Source organism: Exiguobacterium sp. USCH10 (assembly GCF_037619445.1).
Taxonomy (GTDB): domain Bacteria; phylum Bacillota; class Bacilli; order Exiguobacteriales; family Exiguobacteriaceae; genus Exiguobacterium; species Exiguobacterium aestuarii_A.
In genome coordinates this window covers 120,566-135,681 of record NZ_JAQPZO010000003.1, presented here as the reverse complement: position 1 = coordinate 135,681, position 15,116 = coordinate 120,566, and the positions used below count along the sequence as shown (strand labels likewise).

Sequence of the window (15,116 nt, the reverse complement as noted above, 5' to 3'; positions counted from 1 at the left end):
TTTATCACGAAATGATGGCTGAACGGGTATGATTTTGCTCTCATAACATGTTTTCAATATGCAATTGCAAAAAAATCCTTCAGATATTGAACAAAGAGGATTGATTTACTTTGTGAACGGGAATAAAATGGTCCTGTGAACTTAAAAAATAGATCACTGTTAAATATGAAGGAACTGAAAGAAAAAAGGAGATGTTTTTATGGATTGGCAGTTAGTTCTGCAGTATGCCTGGATCGTCGTCGTACTCGTCGGTTTGGAAGGCTTGTTATCTGCAGACAACGCGCTCGTCTTGGCCGTCATGGTCAAACACTTGCCGCGTACAGAGCAGAAGAAGGCATTGTTCTATGGACTCTTAGGGGCGTTCGTCTTCCGATTTATCGCATTGTTCTTGATCTCGTTCTTGATCAATGTATGGCAAGTACAGGCACTCGGTGCACTTTACTTAATCGGAATGAGTGCGCGACACCTGTATATGACCTATAAGGCGAGGAAGATGGAGCCGCAACAGGATTTGGCGGCCGAAGCGAAAGAAGAGACGGCTGTCACAGAAAAGCCGGTATCGAAGAAAGAGTTTTGGCTCACTGTTGCGAAAGTCGAATTTGCAGACATCGCCTTTGCGGTCGATTCGATTTTGGCAGCGGTCGCACTTGCGGTCAGCTTGCCACCGCTCGGTCTTGGTGAAATCGGTGGGATTGACTCGGGTCAGTTCTTCGTCGTGTTGACAGGTGGACTCATCGGGGTCGTCTTGATGCGATTTGCAGCACGTATTTTCGTCAAGTTGCTTCATCAGCGTCCTACACTTGAAACGGCCGCCTTCATCATCGTCGGTTGGGTCGGGGTCAAATTGACGGTTCTCGTACTCGAGCACCCAGGGTTCAAAGAGTTGATTGCCGGTACGCCGTTCGAATTCATGGGACTCCCAGACGGGTTCGTCCACTCGACAGCTTGGACCATCTTCTTCTGGTCAGTCATGGTCGGGATTGCGACATGGGGCTGGTTCTCATCGAAACCGACAGCGGTCAAACATTAAAAAAATTGGTCTCTCGTTTTTAAGCGAGAGACCTTTTCTTATGCCTGCACATTCTCTTTTTCGTAAATCGGCACCCAGCCCTCGGTCGTCACGAAAATACGAACGGCGACGACTTGGCGGTCTTCTTGCAACGTGAAGTAATGACGCGTGTTGACCGGCACCGAGATGAGGTCACCCGGATTGAGCTCGATATTAAAGTATCCGCGCTCTGCATCGTCAATCGCAAAGATGCCGTGACCACTGACGATGAAGCGAACCTCGTCGTCCGTATGGTGATGTTCTTTTTGGAAGTTGACGAGCAGTTCGTCTAAGTTTGGCGTCGCATCAGACAAGGAAATAACGTCAGCCGTTTGATAACCACGTCGCGTCGATACGTCTTGAATCTCGTCTTGGAACGTCGATAAAATGACGCCTTTGTCTTCATCTGTCAGTTGATAGTTTTCTTGAAGGGAAGCTGGTAATTTCGCGATATCCCATGCTTCGTAAAGGATGCCTCGTGAGTCTAAAAAGTCACGTACCTCTTGTTGATCACTGACACGTTCTTCGGTTTGTTGAAAATAAATCGTTGCCATGTTGAATTCCTCCTTATGAATGGACGCCTAAGGCGCGTAATTTTAATGAGTAGCTAAATAAAAATTCATATGCTTCTAAATAACGTTTTGCTGCAGCGGGTGTTTCGCCCCAAACGGTGATCCCATGGTTCCGGATGAGGACGGCACCGGCTTCGCTTGTGACATGTGGGGCAAATGCATGGGCGAGTGTCGGGATATCCGCATGGTTCTCGATAATGGGGATCCGGACGCTTGCCGTTTCCTCCCAATAGCCGAGTGCTTTGATGATTTCTTGACCCGTGAACGTGACATGTCCGTTCGCCGCGTAAAGCTCTGAGATGACGTTATTGTCGACCGTGTGCACGTGAAGGGAACAGGTTGCGTTCGTCTTGTTAAAGATTTCGACGTGTAGCAACGTCTCCGCGGACGGTTTGCCTGTTTGCTCTCCCATCAATTGACCGGTCGCATCGACGAGGACGAAGTCTTCATTGGTGCGCTTTCGTTTATCACGACCGCTTGCCGTTACGAGGAACGTCAACGGGTCGTCCGATACGCGGATCGCCAGATTGCCACTCGTCCCGGGGAACCAGTCCCGGGCGGCAAGCTCGTCTTTAATGTCGGCGAGTTCTACCCATTGTTCTTGTACGGTCATACGTTCACTCCTTTCATGTGAGCTGAAATGTCATAGAATGTCTCGAACGGAACATAGTGGATTCCTTCCGCCTCGCAAAGTGAAATCAGTTGACCCCGCGCATACACGACGTCGGCACGTTTGGCGATTTCAAAATCGGTGACGGAGTCCCCGATGACGATCAACGTATCGGTAGGTGAGACGATCTGTCGGGCAATCGTCGGCTTGCAACATCCGCAATCATTCGAGCAATGGGCATCGCATGAATGAGGCCATATGACACGTGCCGTCTCCCCTGAAAAATCAACGTGATTGCAGTAGATGTGTTCCGGTGCCACATGACCTTCTAGAATCGGATGGACGAAAAAGTCCATACCGCCACTGACGACATCAAATCGAAAGCCAAGTGACTGTGTCTCTTGTAAAAACTTGATGAACCCTGACCGAAGCGTGATGGTTGACTGCAGAAAGTCATGATACAAAGCTTGCTGATGACTCGGGAGCAGGCTGAACATTTGACCGACGCCTTCTCGAATGGAGAGCGTTTGGTTCAAAACACCTTCTTTGAGTTCGACCCATTCAGGTGGGGCGAAGCGTCGCATCAACGCGATGATGTTATCTTCTTCCGTGATGGTGCCGTCGAAATCACAGATGACGTGCGTACTCATCGCGTACCCCACGCATCCAACGCGGTCGATAACGCATCGGTCTCGCTCGTCTTACCGATTGCCTGGTCAATTGCTTGGCGGAATGCCCTCGCTCCGGCAGCCGCACCGTCGGGATGCCCATGAATCCCACCGCCGGCATTGATGACGACATCCGTTCCGAAGTCACGAATCAAATCCGGGACGAGTCCTGGGTGAATTCCGGCAGAAGGGACCGTCAGAATCGGTTTCGTCCAATGAGGTTCTGTCGCGTAAGTTTGAATCTGTTCTGCTTCGTCTTTCGGTGTCGACAGTGAACCATATGGTGACGGGAAAAGCGTCAAGTCCGCCCCGGCGAGTCGAATCAGTTTCCCGAAAAGGAGGGAATGACGAATCGATCCGGTCAACGCTCCTGCAAAAGCGGGATGTGCCAAAATCGGGACGTGAATCTCGGGATCTTTAGCGAGTTCCCGTAACGCGTCGAGCCCGTACGTATACACGTTGAACAAAAGTGCGGTCGCGCCTGCCTCAATCAAACGTTTCGCCTGGTCGCGTAAGGTGAAAACGGGTCCGCTCAACGTGACGGCGTATAGAACGGAACGACCCGTTAGTTCTTGGTGTTCTTGAATGATCGATGCTCCAATCCGAGCCCGTTCGAGCGATGGGGTGAGCGGATTGTCATATAAAATCTCATCGTCTTTCACAAGATCGATGCCACCTGTAAACTGGTCACGAAGTTGTGTCGCCAAAAAATCAAGGTCACGCCCGATGACGCCTTTGAAGATGCTCATGGCGAGCGGTCGGTCGTATACTCGAAGGATGTCGCGGACACCTTCGACTCCGAATGCGGCACCCGGAAAGTCCGATGCGAGCTCGTTTGGGAGCGTTAGGTCGACAAGTTGGACGCTTGGGTCGAGCGACAGCTTTCCGAATGTCGTCGTCAGAATGGACGAAAAGTCCGGCGTCACATTATGTAGCGGGTAACGAATCGAGAAGCGACTCGTAGTTTCCTGTTGGGAGGTATCGATGACCTCACCGCGGAATGCCTGTAGTTGATGCTGCTCGAGATGGTTCAATTCGGTCCATGTGCCGACGGTCAGCTCATGTGCGATTTTTTCAGCCACGTGCTCGACGTGATCGGTATGTTTGATTTCATAAGTAGCGATGATTCCCATAAGTTCCTCCTTTCAGGTCAAACAAAAATGACCTCATGCCAAGGCAAGAGGTCATTCGAAAACAATGAACTCTTATCTCTCAGCGATAGCTGCAAGAATTAGCACCGTGCCATTTCTGGTCGGTTGCTGCGACATCATCGGGCTTGTCCCTCCGTCTGCTCTTGATAAGAATAGTTGTGAAGTTGTGAAATTTAATTGAATTTTTACATAGAATCGCTCACTCGTCAATTCCTTTTTTTGAGAAAAAAAGTTTGAAAATAATGTTTCTATATATGCGTGTCAAAAATAGGGAGTCGACCGAAAATAGAGGATTGACAACTAGCGTGCCTAGTCCGTAATATTCGTCTCAACACGTCAAACACAATTACATCATTTACTCTTATCGCGAGTTGGCAGAGGGAATTGGCCCTAAGACGCCGCAGCAACCGACCATTTGGCACGGTGCTACATCCACCAGACATATGTCTGAAAGATGAGAGGAACAACCAATTTGGGTGTGCCTCTTTCTCGCGGAGAAAGGGGCTTTTTTCATGCATAGATTCAAGAAAGGGGAAAATCATCATGGCTTATGAGGCGTTTACAGAACAAAGTGTCGTCGAACACGTTCGACAGTTGGGGTTACTAGAAGAGGGGATTGCAGAATGTGAGGAAATCGGAGATGGAAATTTAAATCTCGTCTTTCGCATTCGTCAAGGAGAAACGTCATTAATCGTGAAACAGGCGTTGCCGTACGCAAAAGTCGTTGGAGAGAGCTGGCCGCTCACGCTTGACCGTTCGTGGATCGAACAACTGGCACTCCGTGAGTTTTCAAAAGTCGTACCACAATTCGTACCAGATGTACTCGGGAGCGATCGTGAACTCGCCTATACGATTTTAGAAGACTTGTCAGCGTTTGAAATCGTCCGGACGGGTTTCCTAAAAGGGGAGAGCTATCCGAATTTGGCGCGTCACGTCGGTACATTCCTCGGGGAAACGTTGTTTGCGACATCTGACTATGCGAAAGGACCGCTCGCCAAGAAACAAATCGAAAAAGAGTATTACAATCCAGAGCTATGCGATATCACAGAAAAACTGATCTTCACTGATCCGTATCGTGATGCAGAATCGAATCAAATCGAAACGGCTCTTCGTTTAGACGTGGAGCAGCTTTGGTCAGACCTCGCCTTGAAAATTGAAGTGACGAAATTGAAGGTCGGGTTCGTGACTAAACACGAAGCGTTGCTACATGGGGATTTACATACTGGAAGCATTTTTGCGACGCGTCAGGAAACAAAAATCATCGATCCTGAGTTTGCCTTTTATGGTCCATTCGGTTTTGACATCGGTCAAATCATCGCCCATTTGGTGTTCTCGACGTATGCACATCCGTTGAAGCGGTTCGAACGCTTCACAGAAGTGCTCACTGTCTGGGAAACGTTCGAAAAAACGTTCCGTACACGCTTCACACAGGCGGTCGAGCCATTCAACACAGTAGGATTCGTGGACGAACTGTTGCCATCGATTTTGAGTGATGCGATTGGCTACGCGGGCTGCGAATTGATTCGTCGGACGGTCGGTCTAGCGGGCGTCGCTGACTTGGAAACATTGCCAGACGACCTTCGTATCGAACGGAAACGTCATGCCCTAGAACTCGGCACGCGTCTCATCAAACAGCGTCATCAGATTCAATCGATCGACCAGCTGATCCCGGTTCTATCGGAGGTGCGGGTATGAGTGTGCAAAGTATACATTTCGATGCCGACACGGAAGTGTTGACGATTTTAGATCAGACGCTGTTGCCGCAAGAAGAGCGCTATATCGAAGTGTTGACGCTCGAACAGGCCGAACAGGCGATCAAGTCGCTTCAAGTCCGGGGTGCGCCGGCCATCGCTTATTTTGGGGCGTTCGTTCTTGCGAAAGAAGCGTCACGCCTGCAAGACAATCCCTATTTTCATCTCCAATTGAATCAGGTTGGTCAACGGTTGATTGCGACAAGACCAACAGCGGTCAACTTACAACATGTCATCGAATCACTCCTTCGACTGAATGTGGGGGAGGACTTTGAACAGATTGCAAAAGCCATCAAAGCGCGTGCGATTGAAATCTATGAACAAGACGTGGCCACGTATCGCACGATTGGTGAGCATGCGTTGACCGTGTTACCTGCTGGAGGGAACGTATTGACGATTTGTAACGCCGGTGCCATTGCGACGTCACGATACGGTACCGCGCTTGCTCCGTTTTACGTCGGAAAAGAACGAGGCATCCCGTTTCGTGTATTCGCGTCGGAAACTCGTCCACTGCTTCAAGGGGCACGGTTGACGGTGTGGGAGCTCGACCGGGCAGACATCGACGTCACATTGATCACGGACAACATGGCCGCATGGACAATTCAGACGAAACAAATCGATGCCATCATCGTCGGGGCGGACCGCATCACCCGTACCGGTCATACGGCGAACAAGATCGGGACACTCCAACTCGCGATTTTGGCGAAGCATTACGGCATCCCGTTTTATGTGGCAGCCCCGCATTCGACGTTTGATTTGGAAGCAGACGACACGATTCAAATCGAAGAACGGGACGCGCATGAAGTGACCCATATCGGGGGACACCCGACGGCACTCGTCGGCATCACCGTCTTCAATCCGGCGTTTGATGTGACCCCACCAGAACTCATCACCGGTCTGATCACAGAGACAGGTGTGCTCGAACCGACCGAGTCGGTCATTGTACAACACGTAGGAGGAAACGCATATGTCTAAAAAAATCATCTTCTTCCTGTTGACCGTCATCTTAGCACTTGCTGGATGCACGAACGAACAGGCGCAACCGAAAACGACCGCGACAACAAATAAAATGGAGACGAAAACAGTCAGCGTATCAAATGAGACGCTTCCGAAAGACCTAAAAGTCGCCCTCGTCATGCAGATGTCGATTGGGACGTTCTCTTCGCAATATATCGAAGGGGTGACCGAGCAAGTCGAAGCGTTCGGTGGCAACGTGAAAGTGTATAACGCCGATAATGATTTATCGAAGATGGCGAGTTATGTCGATACGGCGACGACGCAAGGGGTCGATGTGATCTTAATTGACCACGGACGTGCCGATGCCTTGAAAGAGCCTGTTCAACGGGCGCTCGACAAGGGCATCAAAGTCGTCGCATTCGATAACGATTTAACGAATGAAGGGGTGACAGTCATCGACCAAGATGATTATTCCCTCGCTTGGCGTTCACTCAAAGCTCTCGCAGAAGACTTGGACGGGGAAGGGAACATCGTCACAATCTGGGTCGGCGGATTCACGCCGATGGAACGTCGTCATACGATTTATGACGCGTTCTTAAAACGCTATCCGGGCATCCAGGAAGTTGCAAAGTTCGGTTCGGCGACGAATAATACAGCGCTCGATACGCAAAGTCAGATGGAGGCGATTTTGAAGAAGTATCCGGAAGGCGAAATCGATGCGGTGTTTGCGATGTGGGATGAGTTCGCAAAAGGGGCGAGCCGTGCCATCAAGCAGGCGGGACGTGACGAGATTGCTGTTTACGGAATTGACTTGAGTGACGAAGACCTACAACTCATGCAAGAAGATGGGAGTCCGTGGGGCGTGACGGCCGCGACGGATCCTGCTGAAATCGGTCGCATCCAAGTCCGTTACGCTTATCAAAAAGTGGTTGGGGAAGAAACCCCTTCGATTCACTCGGTCGATCCGTATTTAGTGGACCGTGACGTCTTGCCGAATGAACCTGTCACAATGAGTGACCTCGGACAATACGTTCCGGGTTGGGGTGAGTCGAATGCGGCATGGTCGAACTGGATGAAGGAGACGGACTGATGATTCGCTTGGAACGAATCACGAAACAGTATGGTGACGTGACCGTACTCGATCAGCTATCGTTCAGCCTAAAACCGGGAGACATTCATGGACTCCTCGGTCTGAACGGGGCGGGTAAGAGTACGCTGATCAAACTGCTGAACGGCACGGTCGAACCGACGTCCGGTGAACTGTCCATTGATGGGACGACCACACGTCTTACACCGGCGGAAGCGATTCGTCAAGGCATCATCACCGTATCGCAAGAAGTGGATGATGCGCTCTATTTGGACTTGCCTGTATACGAAAATGTTCTCCCCTGGCAGACGGTGAAACGGATTCGCCCACAACTGTTGAAACAGCGGGCAAAAGACGTGCTATCCCGGGTCGGTTTAGACATCGATCCAACGCGTCCGGCCGGTCACTACCCGCTCAGCGTAAAGCAACGTCTGCTTATCGCTCGGGCGCTTGAGAGTGATGCCAAGTATTTATTACTCGATGAACCGACCGCTGCCTTGTCGGAAACGGATGCCGATGCCTTGCTTGAATTATTACAAACGCTGGCGGCAGAAGGGGTGGGGATTGTGCTGGTCACACACCGGTCAGACGAACTGACGCGCGTCACGTCAACATCTACGTTTCTTCGAGACGGACGCGTCGTATATGAGGGACCGTTTCAACCCCTTTCCACGGAAGCCGTTCAAACCTTTTTGAGTGGGACGACATTTGAAGGGACACAAGAAAAGGCAACCCCTGAGGAGGAGAGTCGCTTATCCGCGCAGTTGACTCTCCCTGCGTTCGGAACGAATCTCTCCGTTGAAGCGTACCGTGGGGAAGTGCTCGGGATTGGAGGATTGACGGGAAGCGGGAAGACGGAACTGGTAGAAGCCTTGTTCGGTCTTTCTGGGCTTCGTCAATCGATCACGGTTGATGGAACAATACACGTGATCAAAGAACCAACAGACGCCGTACGTTTAGGGTTTGCACTCGTTCCGGAGGAGAGACGTCGTCACGGATTATTTCTAGACGAGACGATTGAGCGGAATGTGATTTCTGTCGCAGGAAAGACCGATGGGGTCTCTGACGTATTGGCATCGCTTCGCGTTCGCTATGCGAACGTGAAACAAGCGGTCGGTGAGCTGAGTGGTGGAAATCAGCAGAAGGTCGTCTTTAGCAAATGGTTACTCGACGACCGCGACATCTATTTGCTCGACGAACCGACAAAAGGAATTGATATTGCAGCGAAGCAAGATGTGTATGAACGCGTCATTGCACTCGCGAAACAAGGGAAAACCGTGTTGTTCACGTCAAGTGAGCGACATGAACTTGAACGGGTCGCCAATCGGATTCTTTGGCTCGACCGTGGACAATTTGTAGAGAAAGGAGGCGCATGACATGGCACAATTAGTGGTCAAGGAACGAAAACGAATCAGCGGTCAGATCGGTCAATACGGGACGTTACTTGCAATCATTGGGTTGATCGCAGTCTTTACCGTGACGAACGATCAATTTCTGACGTATGCAAACTTTAGTGACATCATCAAATCAGTTTCAATCGTGTCGTTACTTGCTCTTGGCGTCACGTTTTCGCTCATCGTCGGCGGTTTCGACTTATCGGTCGGGTCGACGGCGAGTCTCGCGACAATCGGGGCAGCGGCAAGCCTTGTCCTTCATCGACAAGAGCTTCTCGTCGCCCTACTGATTCCGCTCGCACTGGGGATTCTCGTCGGATTATTGAATGCGCTCGTCACAATCAAATTCCGGTTACCGGATTTACTAGCGACACTCGCCATCATGTACGTCATTAATGGGATTCAGTTGACGTATACGAAAGGATTCTCGATTTATGACAACATGCCGATTGAAGGGGGGACGGCGCCAGGACGCTTCATTCCGTCGTTCTTATTCATCGGTCAAGGAACGATTGGTCCAATTCCGTTCGTCGCCCTACTTATGCTGTTGTTCTTCATTGGGGCTCACTTGTTTTTAACGTATACACGGACAGGGCGAGAGTTTTATTACGTCGGGTCGAACGCAGAAGCGGCCCGCCGCTCCGGGATTGCCGTGAATCGGATCAAGTTGTACGCTTACGTGCTCAGCGGGTTGTTTGCGGCCATCGGTGGCATCATTCTCGCATCTCGGATCGGCACGGGGCAAGTTTCGGCTGGGGCGCCCCTCTTGATGGACGCTGTCGCGGCTGCTTATATCGGTTACGCCGTCTTTGGGACAGGACGTCCGAACGTCATCGGGACGTTGATTGGAGCTATTTTGATCGGAATCCTCTTGAACGGACTGACGATGTGGGACGTGCCGTATTATGCGCAAGATATCGTCAAAGGGACGATTTTGATTGGAGCGCTCGGTCTTTCTTATATTCAAAAGAAACAGCGGACATGACAAAACCCCCGGACATCAAGTGTTCGGGGGTTCGCTTTGTTCACGCGTCATTGTGAGAAACGGATACACACCGCCGTTCGTCTCCTGCATGAACGTGTCTTGTGGGATGAAACCGAGCGACTCGTATAACCGGATGGCCCGTTTGTTGAACGTGGCGACGGCAAGATGCACTGTGCGAGTCCCATATGTCGCCTCGATCCAAGTAAGGATTGAAGTGAGGAATCGATGTCCGTTGCCGCTTCCTGTCAAATCAGGACGCATGCCAAGACCGATGGAAACAGTTTCTGCTGACTCGAATTGCAACGTGACAAAGCCGATGAGATCGTCGTCCTCAAGAATGGCGAACGTCGTGTCTCCCCGTTCATCCGCATCTAAAAATAAGGCGAGGTCTTCCTCGTCGGCATCCATATTGTAAAACGCGTATTCGCCTTCATAGCGCCACTCGAAAGCAATCAGTTCGGCTTGCTCTTGGGTGAGTGGATGAAACATATGACTCATAAAAATTCCTCGTCTCTGATCGAAGTGGTCATGCTACACTCAAATCGTATCATGAAAACAAGGGGAGGGAACGTGATGGCAGTCAAATTGGACATGGTCGGGATCGTCGTGACGGATATGAAGCGGTCGCTCGACTTTTATCGTGCGCTTGGGTTTGAGATTCCAGAAGCGATGAACGGGGAAGCGCATGTAGAGATTGACGAAGGAGGCGTGCGTCTCGCGTTCGATACGGTAGAAGTGGCCGAATCAGTATACGGGGAATGGAAACAGGCAGACGGGCATCGAATCGAGCTTGCCTTCTTATGTGAAAGCCGTGAGGCGCTCGACCGATTATATGACAAGGTACTTGAACAAGGATATGCGTCACACAAAGCCCCATGGGATGCGTTTTGGGGACAACGTTACGCCATCCTGTACGATGCGGATGGGAATTTGATCAGTTTGTTCGCTTCATAAAAATAATCCCGGGCCATGTGGCTCGGGATTATTTGTTGTCGTGGCACTCTCCCCATGAACAAAGGGCATTCATGGCGGGCTGCAGGCCGAGCGCATCTTCAGTCAATGAATACTCGACATGGAGGTGCTTTTCGGTCGAATAGTCGACACGGCGAACCATACCGAGTTGCTCGAGTTCACGCAATTGGTCGGTCAACACTTTTCGGCTGACGTCAGGAATCGCCCGTTGAATGTCAGAAAAACGGAGCGGTCCATCTTGAAGCGTACAATACACTTGAGGGCGCCATTTGCCGCCGATAATCTCGAGTGCACGGTTGACGGGGAACGATGTGGTCATGTTCAAAGAGCCTCACTTTCGGGTAGTTACTTCAATGTGCGTACTTTTTTTCTTGCTTCAATGACAGTATCTTATCGTTATCCGCTAAATTGAGCAAACAAAAAGGAGTAGATGAAACATGACGTATCCAAGAACATTTTCACACATCGGTCTTTCTGTGCCGAGCGTAACCGAGGCCGTAAAATTTTATGAGGACGTGATGGGGTGGTATACCATCATGACACCATCAGATGTCGTCGAAGATGATTCACCAATCGGCGTGATGTGTACAGACGTCTTCGGACCAGGCTGGGGTAAATTCCGAATCGCCCATATGTCAACAGGAGACGGTATTGGAATCGAGTTATTCGAGTTCCCGAATAACGAGACACCAGAAGACAACTTCGAGTTTTGGAAGACAGGGATTTTCCATTATTGTGTACAAGATCCTGACATCGAAGGGCTTGTCGAGAAGATTGTCGCACATGGCGGCAAACAACGGATGCCGATTCGCGAATACTATCCAGGCGAGAAGCCGTATCGCATGGTGTACTGCGAAGACCCATTCGGTAACCTCGTTGAAATTTATTCACATTCATACGAACTCACATATTCGGAAGGAGCTTATTAAACATGAAAGCATGGCTACTCGACCAACCTGGTCTAGATCATCTGCACATTGGAGACATCGAGCGTCCGACACCTGGAGCCGGAGAACTGTTGATTCGTGTCGAAGCGGTCGCCTTAAACCCGGTCGACTATAAAGTCGGATCTAACGGAAATCCGAATTGGTCATATCCACATATTCTCGGTGTCGACCTCGTCGGAGAAGTCGTTGAGGTCGGTTCGAGTATCGCCAACATCATTACGGGTTCGCGTGTAGCCGTTCATACGGATCTTTCGAAATATGGAGGATTCGCCGAGTATACGGTCGTCGATGCCCGAGCGTGTGCGGTTGTTCCGCAAGGTGTAAGTGATGAGGCGGCGGCCTCGATTCTGTGTGCCGGAATGACGGCTTATGAAGCGGTCATGCAGAAGCTGAACACGCGAGACAAGGAGACGATTCTCGTACACGCTGGAGCGGGCGGTGTCGGTGGCTTTGCGATTCAGCTCGCAAAACGCCTCGGATTAAAAGTGTTCACGACGGCATCTCCTGAAAACTTTGAGTGGGTAGAGTCACTCGGGGCGGACGTGGCGATTGATTATAACGTGGAAGACGTGACGACACGAATCATGGAAGAGACGGATGGACGTGGTGTCGACTTGATTTTGAACACGGTCGGTCGCGACGTTGCGACATCAGACCTCGATCGTCTCGCGTTCAGCGGACACCTCGCCTATATCGCCGGTCCACCAGATATGACGAACATGAAAGGCTTCACGTTATCCCCTTCGATTCATGAAGTGGCACTCGGAGCGGCACATGCGAGCGAGGACGAACATGCGATTCGCAACTTGGCGTATATGGCCGAAGAGATGATGAGCTTGCTCGATGCAGGTGAACTGAACGATCTTGTGACAGAAGTGTTATCGTTCGACCAGTTGAAAGAAGGTCTCGAAAAACTACAAACGCGGAAAGTGCGCGGTAAACTCATCGTCCGCATTCGCGACTGAGTAGAGAACTCCCTGTTATACTGACAGGGAGCTTATTTGTCGAGGAGGAGAATGTATGGAGCGATTAGCAGACACGTATCGACAGACAGATGTTCAGTTGAGCGGTCACGGCAAACGGGAAGTCGGGGTATTGAAACGTGCGTTTGAACAGGTGCGTGACGATGAGCCGAGTGACCAGTATGGACAGGGGAAAACGATTCGACAGTTTGAAGAGAAGATGGCACAAGTTCTTGGGAAAGAGTCGGCGGTATTCTTTCCGAGTGGCACGATGGCGCAACAAATCGCGTTACGCATTTGGTGTGATGAAACAGGGAAGAACACGGTCGCGTATCATCCGCTCTGCCACCTTGAAATCCATGAGCAGGATGGCTTGAAGGAGTTACACCACATCGAACCGATTTTAGTCGGGGACGAAAATCGGTTGATGACACTCGAAGAGATTCAAGCGTTGCCAGACATCGCGTGTCTACTGCTCGAACTGCCACAACGGGAAATCGGCGGGGAATTGCCGACGTTCGAGGAGCTTGTGGCAATTCATGAGCACTGTCGTGAGAAAGGGATCTATCTACATCTGGACGGGGCACGACTGTTCGAATCGCTACCGTATTACGAAAAAGAAGCATCTGAAATCTGTGCACTTTTTGATAGCGTATACGTCTCGTTTTATAAAGGAATCGGTGGGATTGCCGGTGCCATCCTTGCTGGACCGGAATCATTTTGTGATACGTCGAAGGTATGGAAGCGACGCTATGGCGGTGACTTGATCAGCCTTTATCCGTATATTCTTTCTTCCGATTATTATTATGAGTTACGGAAAGACAAGATGGTCCGGTATCGGGATCATGCCGTGCAGTTGGCGGCACACTTAAACGAACTCGACGGCGTCTGGACGACACCACTCGTCCCGGTCACAAATATGTTCCACCTCCACTTTCAAGGGGAGAAGGAAGAACTAAGTGAGAACATTGCGCGCATTCAAGAAAAAACTGGGGTGGGCATTACGGGATATCTCGTTGAAAAAGAAGGGTTTTGTTCAACCGAAGTCAGCATTGGGGATACGTTTGAAGAAATCACATCAGAACAGCTTGACGGATTGTTTCGACAGCTCAGATAAACCAAGACATGCACCATTCCTTTTCCGGAACGGTGCATGTTTTTTTTACTGGCTGACAATCGCTTCGAGACGATTGAGCTGAGAAGTGAATCCTTCGACAGCCCCCATCTCGACGACTTGTTGGAGAGCTTCTTCATTCGGGAATTCGGAGCGGCTAATGAACAACGTGCCTTCCGGTGTATCGAGAAACTCATTCGTGATGGTCATGACAGGTAAGTCCGGATTGACGTGTCCGTCCGCATCTGAGAACGCATCCGTATAGACGATTCGGGAGTAGGGCTCAATCTCGATAAAGGTCGATTTGCCCCATGATTCCATACCGTAAAAGTCACCTTGATTGTTGTCGACGCACGTCATGCAGTAGTGCCAAATCCCACCTGGTTTGAAGTCGAAGCTGTATACTTTCGTCTCCCATCCAGCCGGTCCCCACCATTTCTCCAAATGTGCGGGTGTCGAGAATGCCTCAAATACAAGTTGCCGCGGTGCCTTGAACAGACGTTCCATAATCAATGTCGTGCCCTCTACATGTGATTTGACCGTACTCATGATTGACTCTCCTCTCGTTGTGACTCCGCTAAAAACGATTCCAATCGATCGAGACGCTCTGTTTCCCGCGCGATATAGGTCTGCCAAGCATCTAACGGTTCGAGTGCTTGAGACTTGAGCGCATAGCGTCTGCGGTTGGCATCAATCGTTACCGTGACAAGACCTGCATCATATAGAATTCGCAAGTGCTTCGACGTCTGCGGTTGACTGATTCCAAGCTGATTTGCCATCATTCCGACCGTCCACTCTTGTTTTCGTAACAATTCAATCATCCGTAACCGATTCGGATCGGCTAACGCTTGAAACAAAGAAGCCAGTTTCTCTTCCATTTCTCGTCACCGTCCTCTTA

The 15,116-nt window shown here is 50.4% G+C and carries 18 protein-coding genes and 2 riboswitches; of the genes, 10 read left to right on the top strand and 8 right to left on the bottom strand.

All coding sequences use genetic code 11. The annotated features are described in order from the left end of the window. Positions 1–199 precede the first annotated feature (199 nt). Positions 200–1,030 (top strand): TerC family protein, encoded by an 831-nt coding sequence (locus PQI28_RS07875; protein WP_339962929.1) that lies wholly within the window; start codon positions 200–202, stop codon positions 1,028–1,030. Between the two features lie 38 nt (positions 1,031–1,068). On the opposite strand, the gene PQI28_RS07870 is transcribed toward PQI28_RS07875, so the two are convergent. The 4 genes from PQI28_RS07870 to PQI28_RS07855 are packed head-to-tail and all read right to left on the bottom strand — an operon-like array spanning position 1,069 to position 4,031. Then, positions 1,069–1,602: a cupin domain-containing protein gene (locus PQI28_RS07870; protein ID WP_339962928.1), complete on the bottom strand. Its 534-nt coding sequence runs from the start codon at positions 1,600–1,602 to the stop codon at positions 1,069–1,071. A 13-nt stretch (positions 1,603–1,615) separates the two neighbouring features. Beyond that, positions 1,616–2,233 carry a methylthioribulose 1-phosphate dehydratase gene (locus PQI28_RS07865; protein ID WP_339962927.1) on the bottom strand — a complete coding sequence of 206 codons (618 nt, stop codon included), beginning with the start codon at positions 2,231–2,233 and terminating at the stop codon, positions 1,616–1,618. After that, complete coding sequence (locus PQI28_RS07860) at positions 2,230–2,880, bottom strand: 2-hydroxy-3-keto-5-methylthiopentenyl-1-phosphate phosphatase (protein WP_339962926.1); 651 nt, start codon at positions 2,878–2,880, stop codon at positions 2,230–2,232. Before PQI28_RS07860 ends, PQI28_RS07865 begins: the two co-directional genes overlap by 4 nt. Continuing rightward, positions 2,877–4,031, bottom strand: coding sequence for a 2,3-diketo-5-methylthiopentyl-1-phosphate enolase (locus PQI28_RS07855; RefSeq protein ID WP_339962925.1), 1,155 nt, complete (start codon positions 4,029–4,031; stop codon positions 2,877–2,879). The genes PQI28_RS07860 and PQI28_RS07855 overlap by 4 nt, the downstream gene beginning before the upstream one ends. A gap of 69 nt (positions 4,032–4,100) precedes the next feature. Next, positions 4,101–4,202, bottom strand: a riboswitch (SAM riboswitch). A gap of 205 nt (positions 4,203–4,407) precedes the next feature. Then, positions 4,408–4,510, top strand: a riboswitch (SAM riboswitch). 82 nt (positions 4,511–4,592) lie between these two features. Here PQI28_RS07855 and mtnK point away from each other — a divergent pair. Genes mtnK through PQI28_RS07830 form a run of 5 tightly spaced genes read left to right on the top strand, consistent with a single transcriptional unit; the run spans position 4,593 to position 10,223 of the window. Beyond that, a complete protein-coding gene (gene mtnK, locus PQI28_RS07850; protein WP_224862430.1) occupies positions 4,593–5,744 on the top strand; it encodes an S-methyl-5-thioribose kinase in 1,152 nt (383 codons plus the stop codon). Then, entirely contained in the window at positions 5,741–6,775 is a 1,035-nt protein-coding gene (mtnA, locus tag PQI28_RS07845; protein ID WP_339962924.1) for an S-methyl-5-thioribose-1-phosphate isomerase, read from the top strand. Before mtnK ends, mtnA begins: the two co-directional genes overlap by 4 nt. Next, on the top strand, positions 6,768–7,847 hold the full coding sequence (locus PQI28_RS07840; RefSeq protein WP_339962923.1) for a sugar ABC transporter substrate-binding protein: 1,080 nt from the start codon (positions 6,768–6,770) through the stop codon (positions 7,845–7,847). Before mtnA ends, PQI28_RS07840 begins: the two co-directional genes overlap by 8 nt. Next, the gene (locus PQI28_RS07835; RefSeq protein WP_339962922.1) at positions 7,847–9,220 is read left to right on the top strand and encodes a sugar ABC transporter ATP-binding protein; all 1,374 of its coding nucleotides are present in this window, start codon (positions 7,847–7,849) and stop codon (positions 9,218–9,220) included. The genes PQI28_RS07840 and PQI28_RS07835 overlap by 1 nt, the downstream gene beginning before the upstream one ends. A gap of 1 nt (position 9,221) precedes the next feature. Continuing rightward, positions 9,222–10,223 carry an ABC transporter permease gene (locus PQI28_RS07830; protein ID WP_214784929.1) on the top strand — a complete coding sequence of 334 codons (1,002 nt, stop codon included), beginning with the start codon at positions 9,222–9,224 and terminating at the stop codon, positions 10,221–10,223. Between the two features lie 15 nt (positions 10,224–10,238). Here PQI28_RS07830 and PQI28_RS07825 read toward each other — a convergent pair whose 3' ends face one another. Continuing rightward, on the bottom strand, positions 10,239–10,721 hold the full coding sequence (locus PQI28_RS07825; protein ID WP_339962921.1) for a GNAT family N-acetyltransferase: 483 nt from the start codon (positions 10,719–10,721) through the stop codon (positions 10,239–10,241). 75 nt (positions 10,722–10,796) lie between these two features. Here PQI28_RS07825 and PQI28_RS07820 point away from each other — a divergent pair, with 75 nt between their 5' ends. Then, positions 10,797–11,177 carry a VOC family protein gene (locus PQI28_RS07820; RefSeq protein ID WP_214784925.1) on the top strand — a complete coding sequence of 127 codons (381 nt, stop codon included), beginning with the start codon at positions 10,797–10,799 and terminating at the stop codon, positions 11,175–11,177. Positions 11,178–11,205: 28 nt separating this feature from the next. Here PQI28_RS07820 and PQI28_RS07815 read toward each other — a convergent pair whose 3' ends face one another. Then, positions 11,206–11,514 (bottom strand): winged helix-turn-helix transcriptional regulator, encoded by a 309-nt coding sequence (locus tag PQI28_RS07815; RefSeq protein WP_031422089.1) that lies wholly within the window; start codon positions 11,512–11,514, stop codon positions 11,206–11,208. A gap of 118 nt (positions 11,515–11,632) precedes the next feature. On the opposite strand from PQI28_RS07815, the gene PQI28_RS07810 reads away from it, so the two are divergent. Genes PQI28_RS07810 through PQI28_RS07800 form a run of 3 tightly spaced genes read left to right on the top strand, consistent with a single transcriptional unit; the run spans position 11,633 to position 14,221 of the window. Further along, complete coding sequence (locus tag PQI28_RS07810; RefSeq protein ID WP_012727473.1) at positions 11,633–12,124, top strand: lactoylglutathione lyase family protein; 492 nt, start codon at positions 11,633–11,635, stop codon at positions 12,122–12,124. 2 nt (positions 12,125–12,126) lie between these two features. Next, on the top strand, positions 12,127–13,107 hold the full coding sequence (locus PQI28_RS07805; protein WP_339962920.1) for a zinc-binding dehydrogenase: 981 nt from the start codon (positions 12,127–12,129) through the stop codon (positions 13,105–13,107). A 55-nt stretch (positions 13,108–13,162) separates the two neighbouring features. Then, a complete protein-coding gene (locus tag PQI28_RS07800; protein WP_339962919.1) occupies positions 13,163–14,221 on the top strand; it encodes a threonine aldolase family protein in 1,059 nt (352 codons plus the stop codon). A gap of 45 nt (positions 14,222–14,266) precedes the next feature. On the opposite strand, the gene PQI28_RS07795 is transcribed toward PQI28_RS07800, so the two are convergent. Then, entirely contained in the window at positions 14,267–14,767 is a 501-nt protein-coding gene (locus PQI28_RS07795) for an SRPBCC family protein (protein WP_339962918.1), read from the bottom strand. Beyond that, positions 14,764–15,096, bottom strand: coding sequence for an ArsR/SmtB family transcription factor (locus PQI28_RS07790; protein ID WP_339962917.1), 333 nt, complete (start codon positions 15,094–15,096; stop codon positions 14,764–14,766). The genes PQI28_RS07795 and PQI28_RS07790 overlap by 4 nt, the downstream gene beginning before the upstream one ends. Between the last annotated feature and the right edge of the window lie 20 nt (positions 15,097–15,116).

Excerpts from the sequence above, each read along its gene's own strand:
- PQI28_RS07875 (WP_339962929.1), top strand. The coding sequence starts at position 200 with ATGGATTGGCAGTTAGTTCTGCAGTATGCCTGGATCGTCGTCGTACTC.
- PQI28_RS07870 (WP_339962928.1), bottom strand. The coding sequence starts at position 1,602 with ATGGCAACGATTTATTTTCAACAAACCGAAGAACGTGTCAGTGATCAA.
- PQI28_RS07865 (WP_339962927.1), bottom strand. The coding sequence starts at position 2,233 with ATGACCGTACAAGAACAATGGGTAGAACTCGCCGACATTAAAGACGAG.
- PQI28_RS07860 (WP_339962926.1), bottom strand. The coding sequence starts at position 2,880 with ATGAGTACGCACGTCATCTGTGATTTCGACGGCACCATCACGGAAGAA.
- PQI28_RS07855 (WP_339962925.1), bottom strand. The coding sequence starts at position 4,031 with ATGGGAATCATCGCTACTTATGAAATCAAACATACCGATCACGTCGAG.
- mtnK (WP_224862430.1), top strand. The coding sequence starts at position 4,593 with ATGGCTTATGAGGCGTTTACAGAACAAAGTGTCGTCGAACACGTTCGA.
- mtnA (WP_339962924.1), top strand. The coding sequence starts at position 5,741 with ATGAGTGTGCAAAGTATACATTTCGATGCCGACACGGAAGTGTTGACG.
- PQI28_RS07840 (WP_339962923.1), top strand. The coding sequence starts at position 6,768 with ATGTCTAAAAAAATCATCTTCTTCCTGTTGACCGTCATCTTAGCACTT.
- PQI28_RS07835 (WP_339962922.1), top strand. The coding sequence starts at position 7,847 with ATGATTCGCTTGGAACGAATCACGAAACAGTATGGTGACGTGACCGTA.
- PQI28_RS07830 (WP_214784929.1), top strand. The coding sequence starts at position 9,222 with ATGGCACAATTAGTGGTCAAGGAACGAAAACGAATCAGCGGTCAGATC.
- PQI28_RS07825 (WP_339962921.1), bottom strand. The coding sequence starts at position 10,721 with ATGAGTCATATGTTTCATCCACTCACCCAAGAGCAAGCCGAACTGATT.
- PQI28_RS07820 (WP_214784925.1), top strand. The coding sequence starts at position 10,797 with ATGGCAGTCAAATTGGACATGGTCGGGATCGTCGTGACGGATATGAAG.
- PQI28_RS07815 (WP_031422089.1), bottom strand. The coding sequence starts at position 11,514 with ATGACCACATCGTTCCCCGTCAACCGTGCACTCGAGATTATCGGCGGC.
- PQI28_RS07810 (WP_012727473.1), top strand. The coding sequence starts at position 11,633 with ATGACGTATCCAAGAACATTTTCACACATCGGTCTTTCTGTGCCGAGC.
- PQI28_RS07805 (WP_339962920.1), top strand. The coding sequence starts at position 12,127 with ATGAAAGCATGGCTACTCGACCAACCTGGTCTAGATCATCTGCACATT.
- PQI28_RS07800 (WP_339962919.1), top strand. The coding sequence starts at position 13,163 with ATGGAGCGATTAGCAGACACGTATCGACAGACAGATGTTCAGTTGAGC.
- PQI28_RS07795 (WP_339962918.1), bottom strand. The coding sequence starts at position 14,767 with ATGAGTACGGTCAAATCACATGTAGAGGGCACGACATTGATTATGGAA.
- PQI28_RS07790 (WP_339962917.1), bottom strand. The coding sequence starts at position 15,096 with ATGGAAGAGAAACTGGCTTCTTTGTTTCAAGCGTTAGCCGATCCGAAT.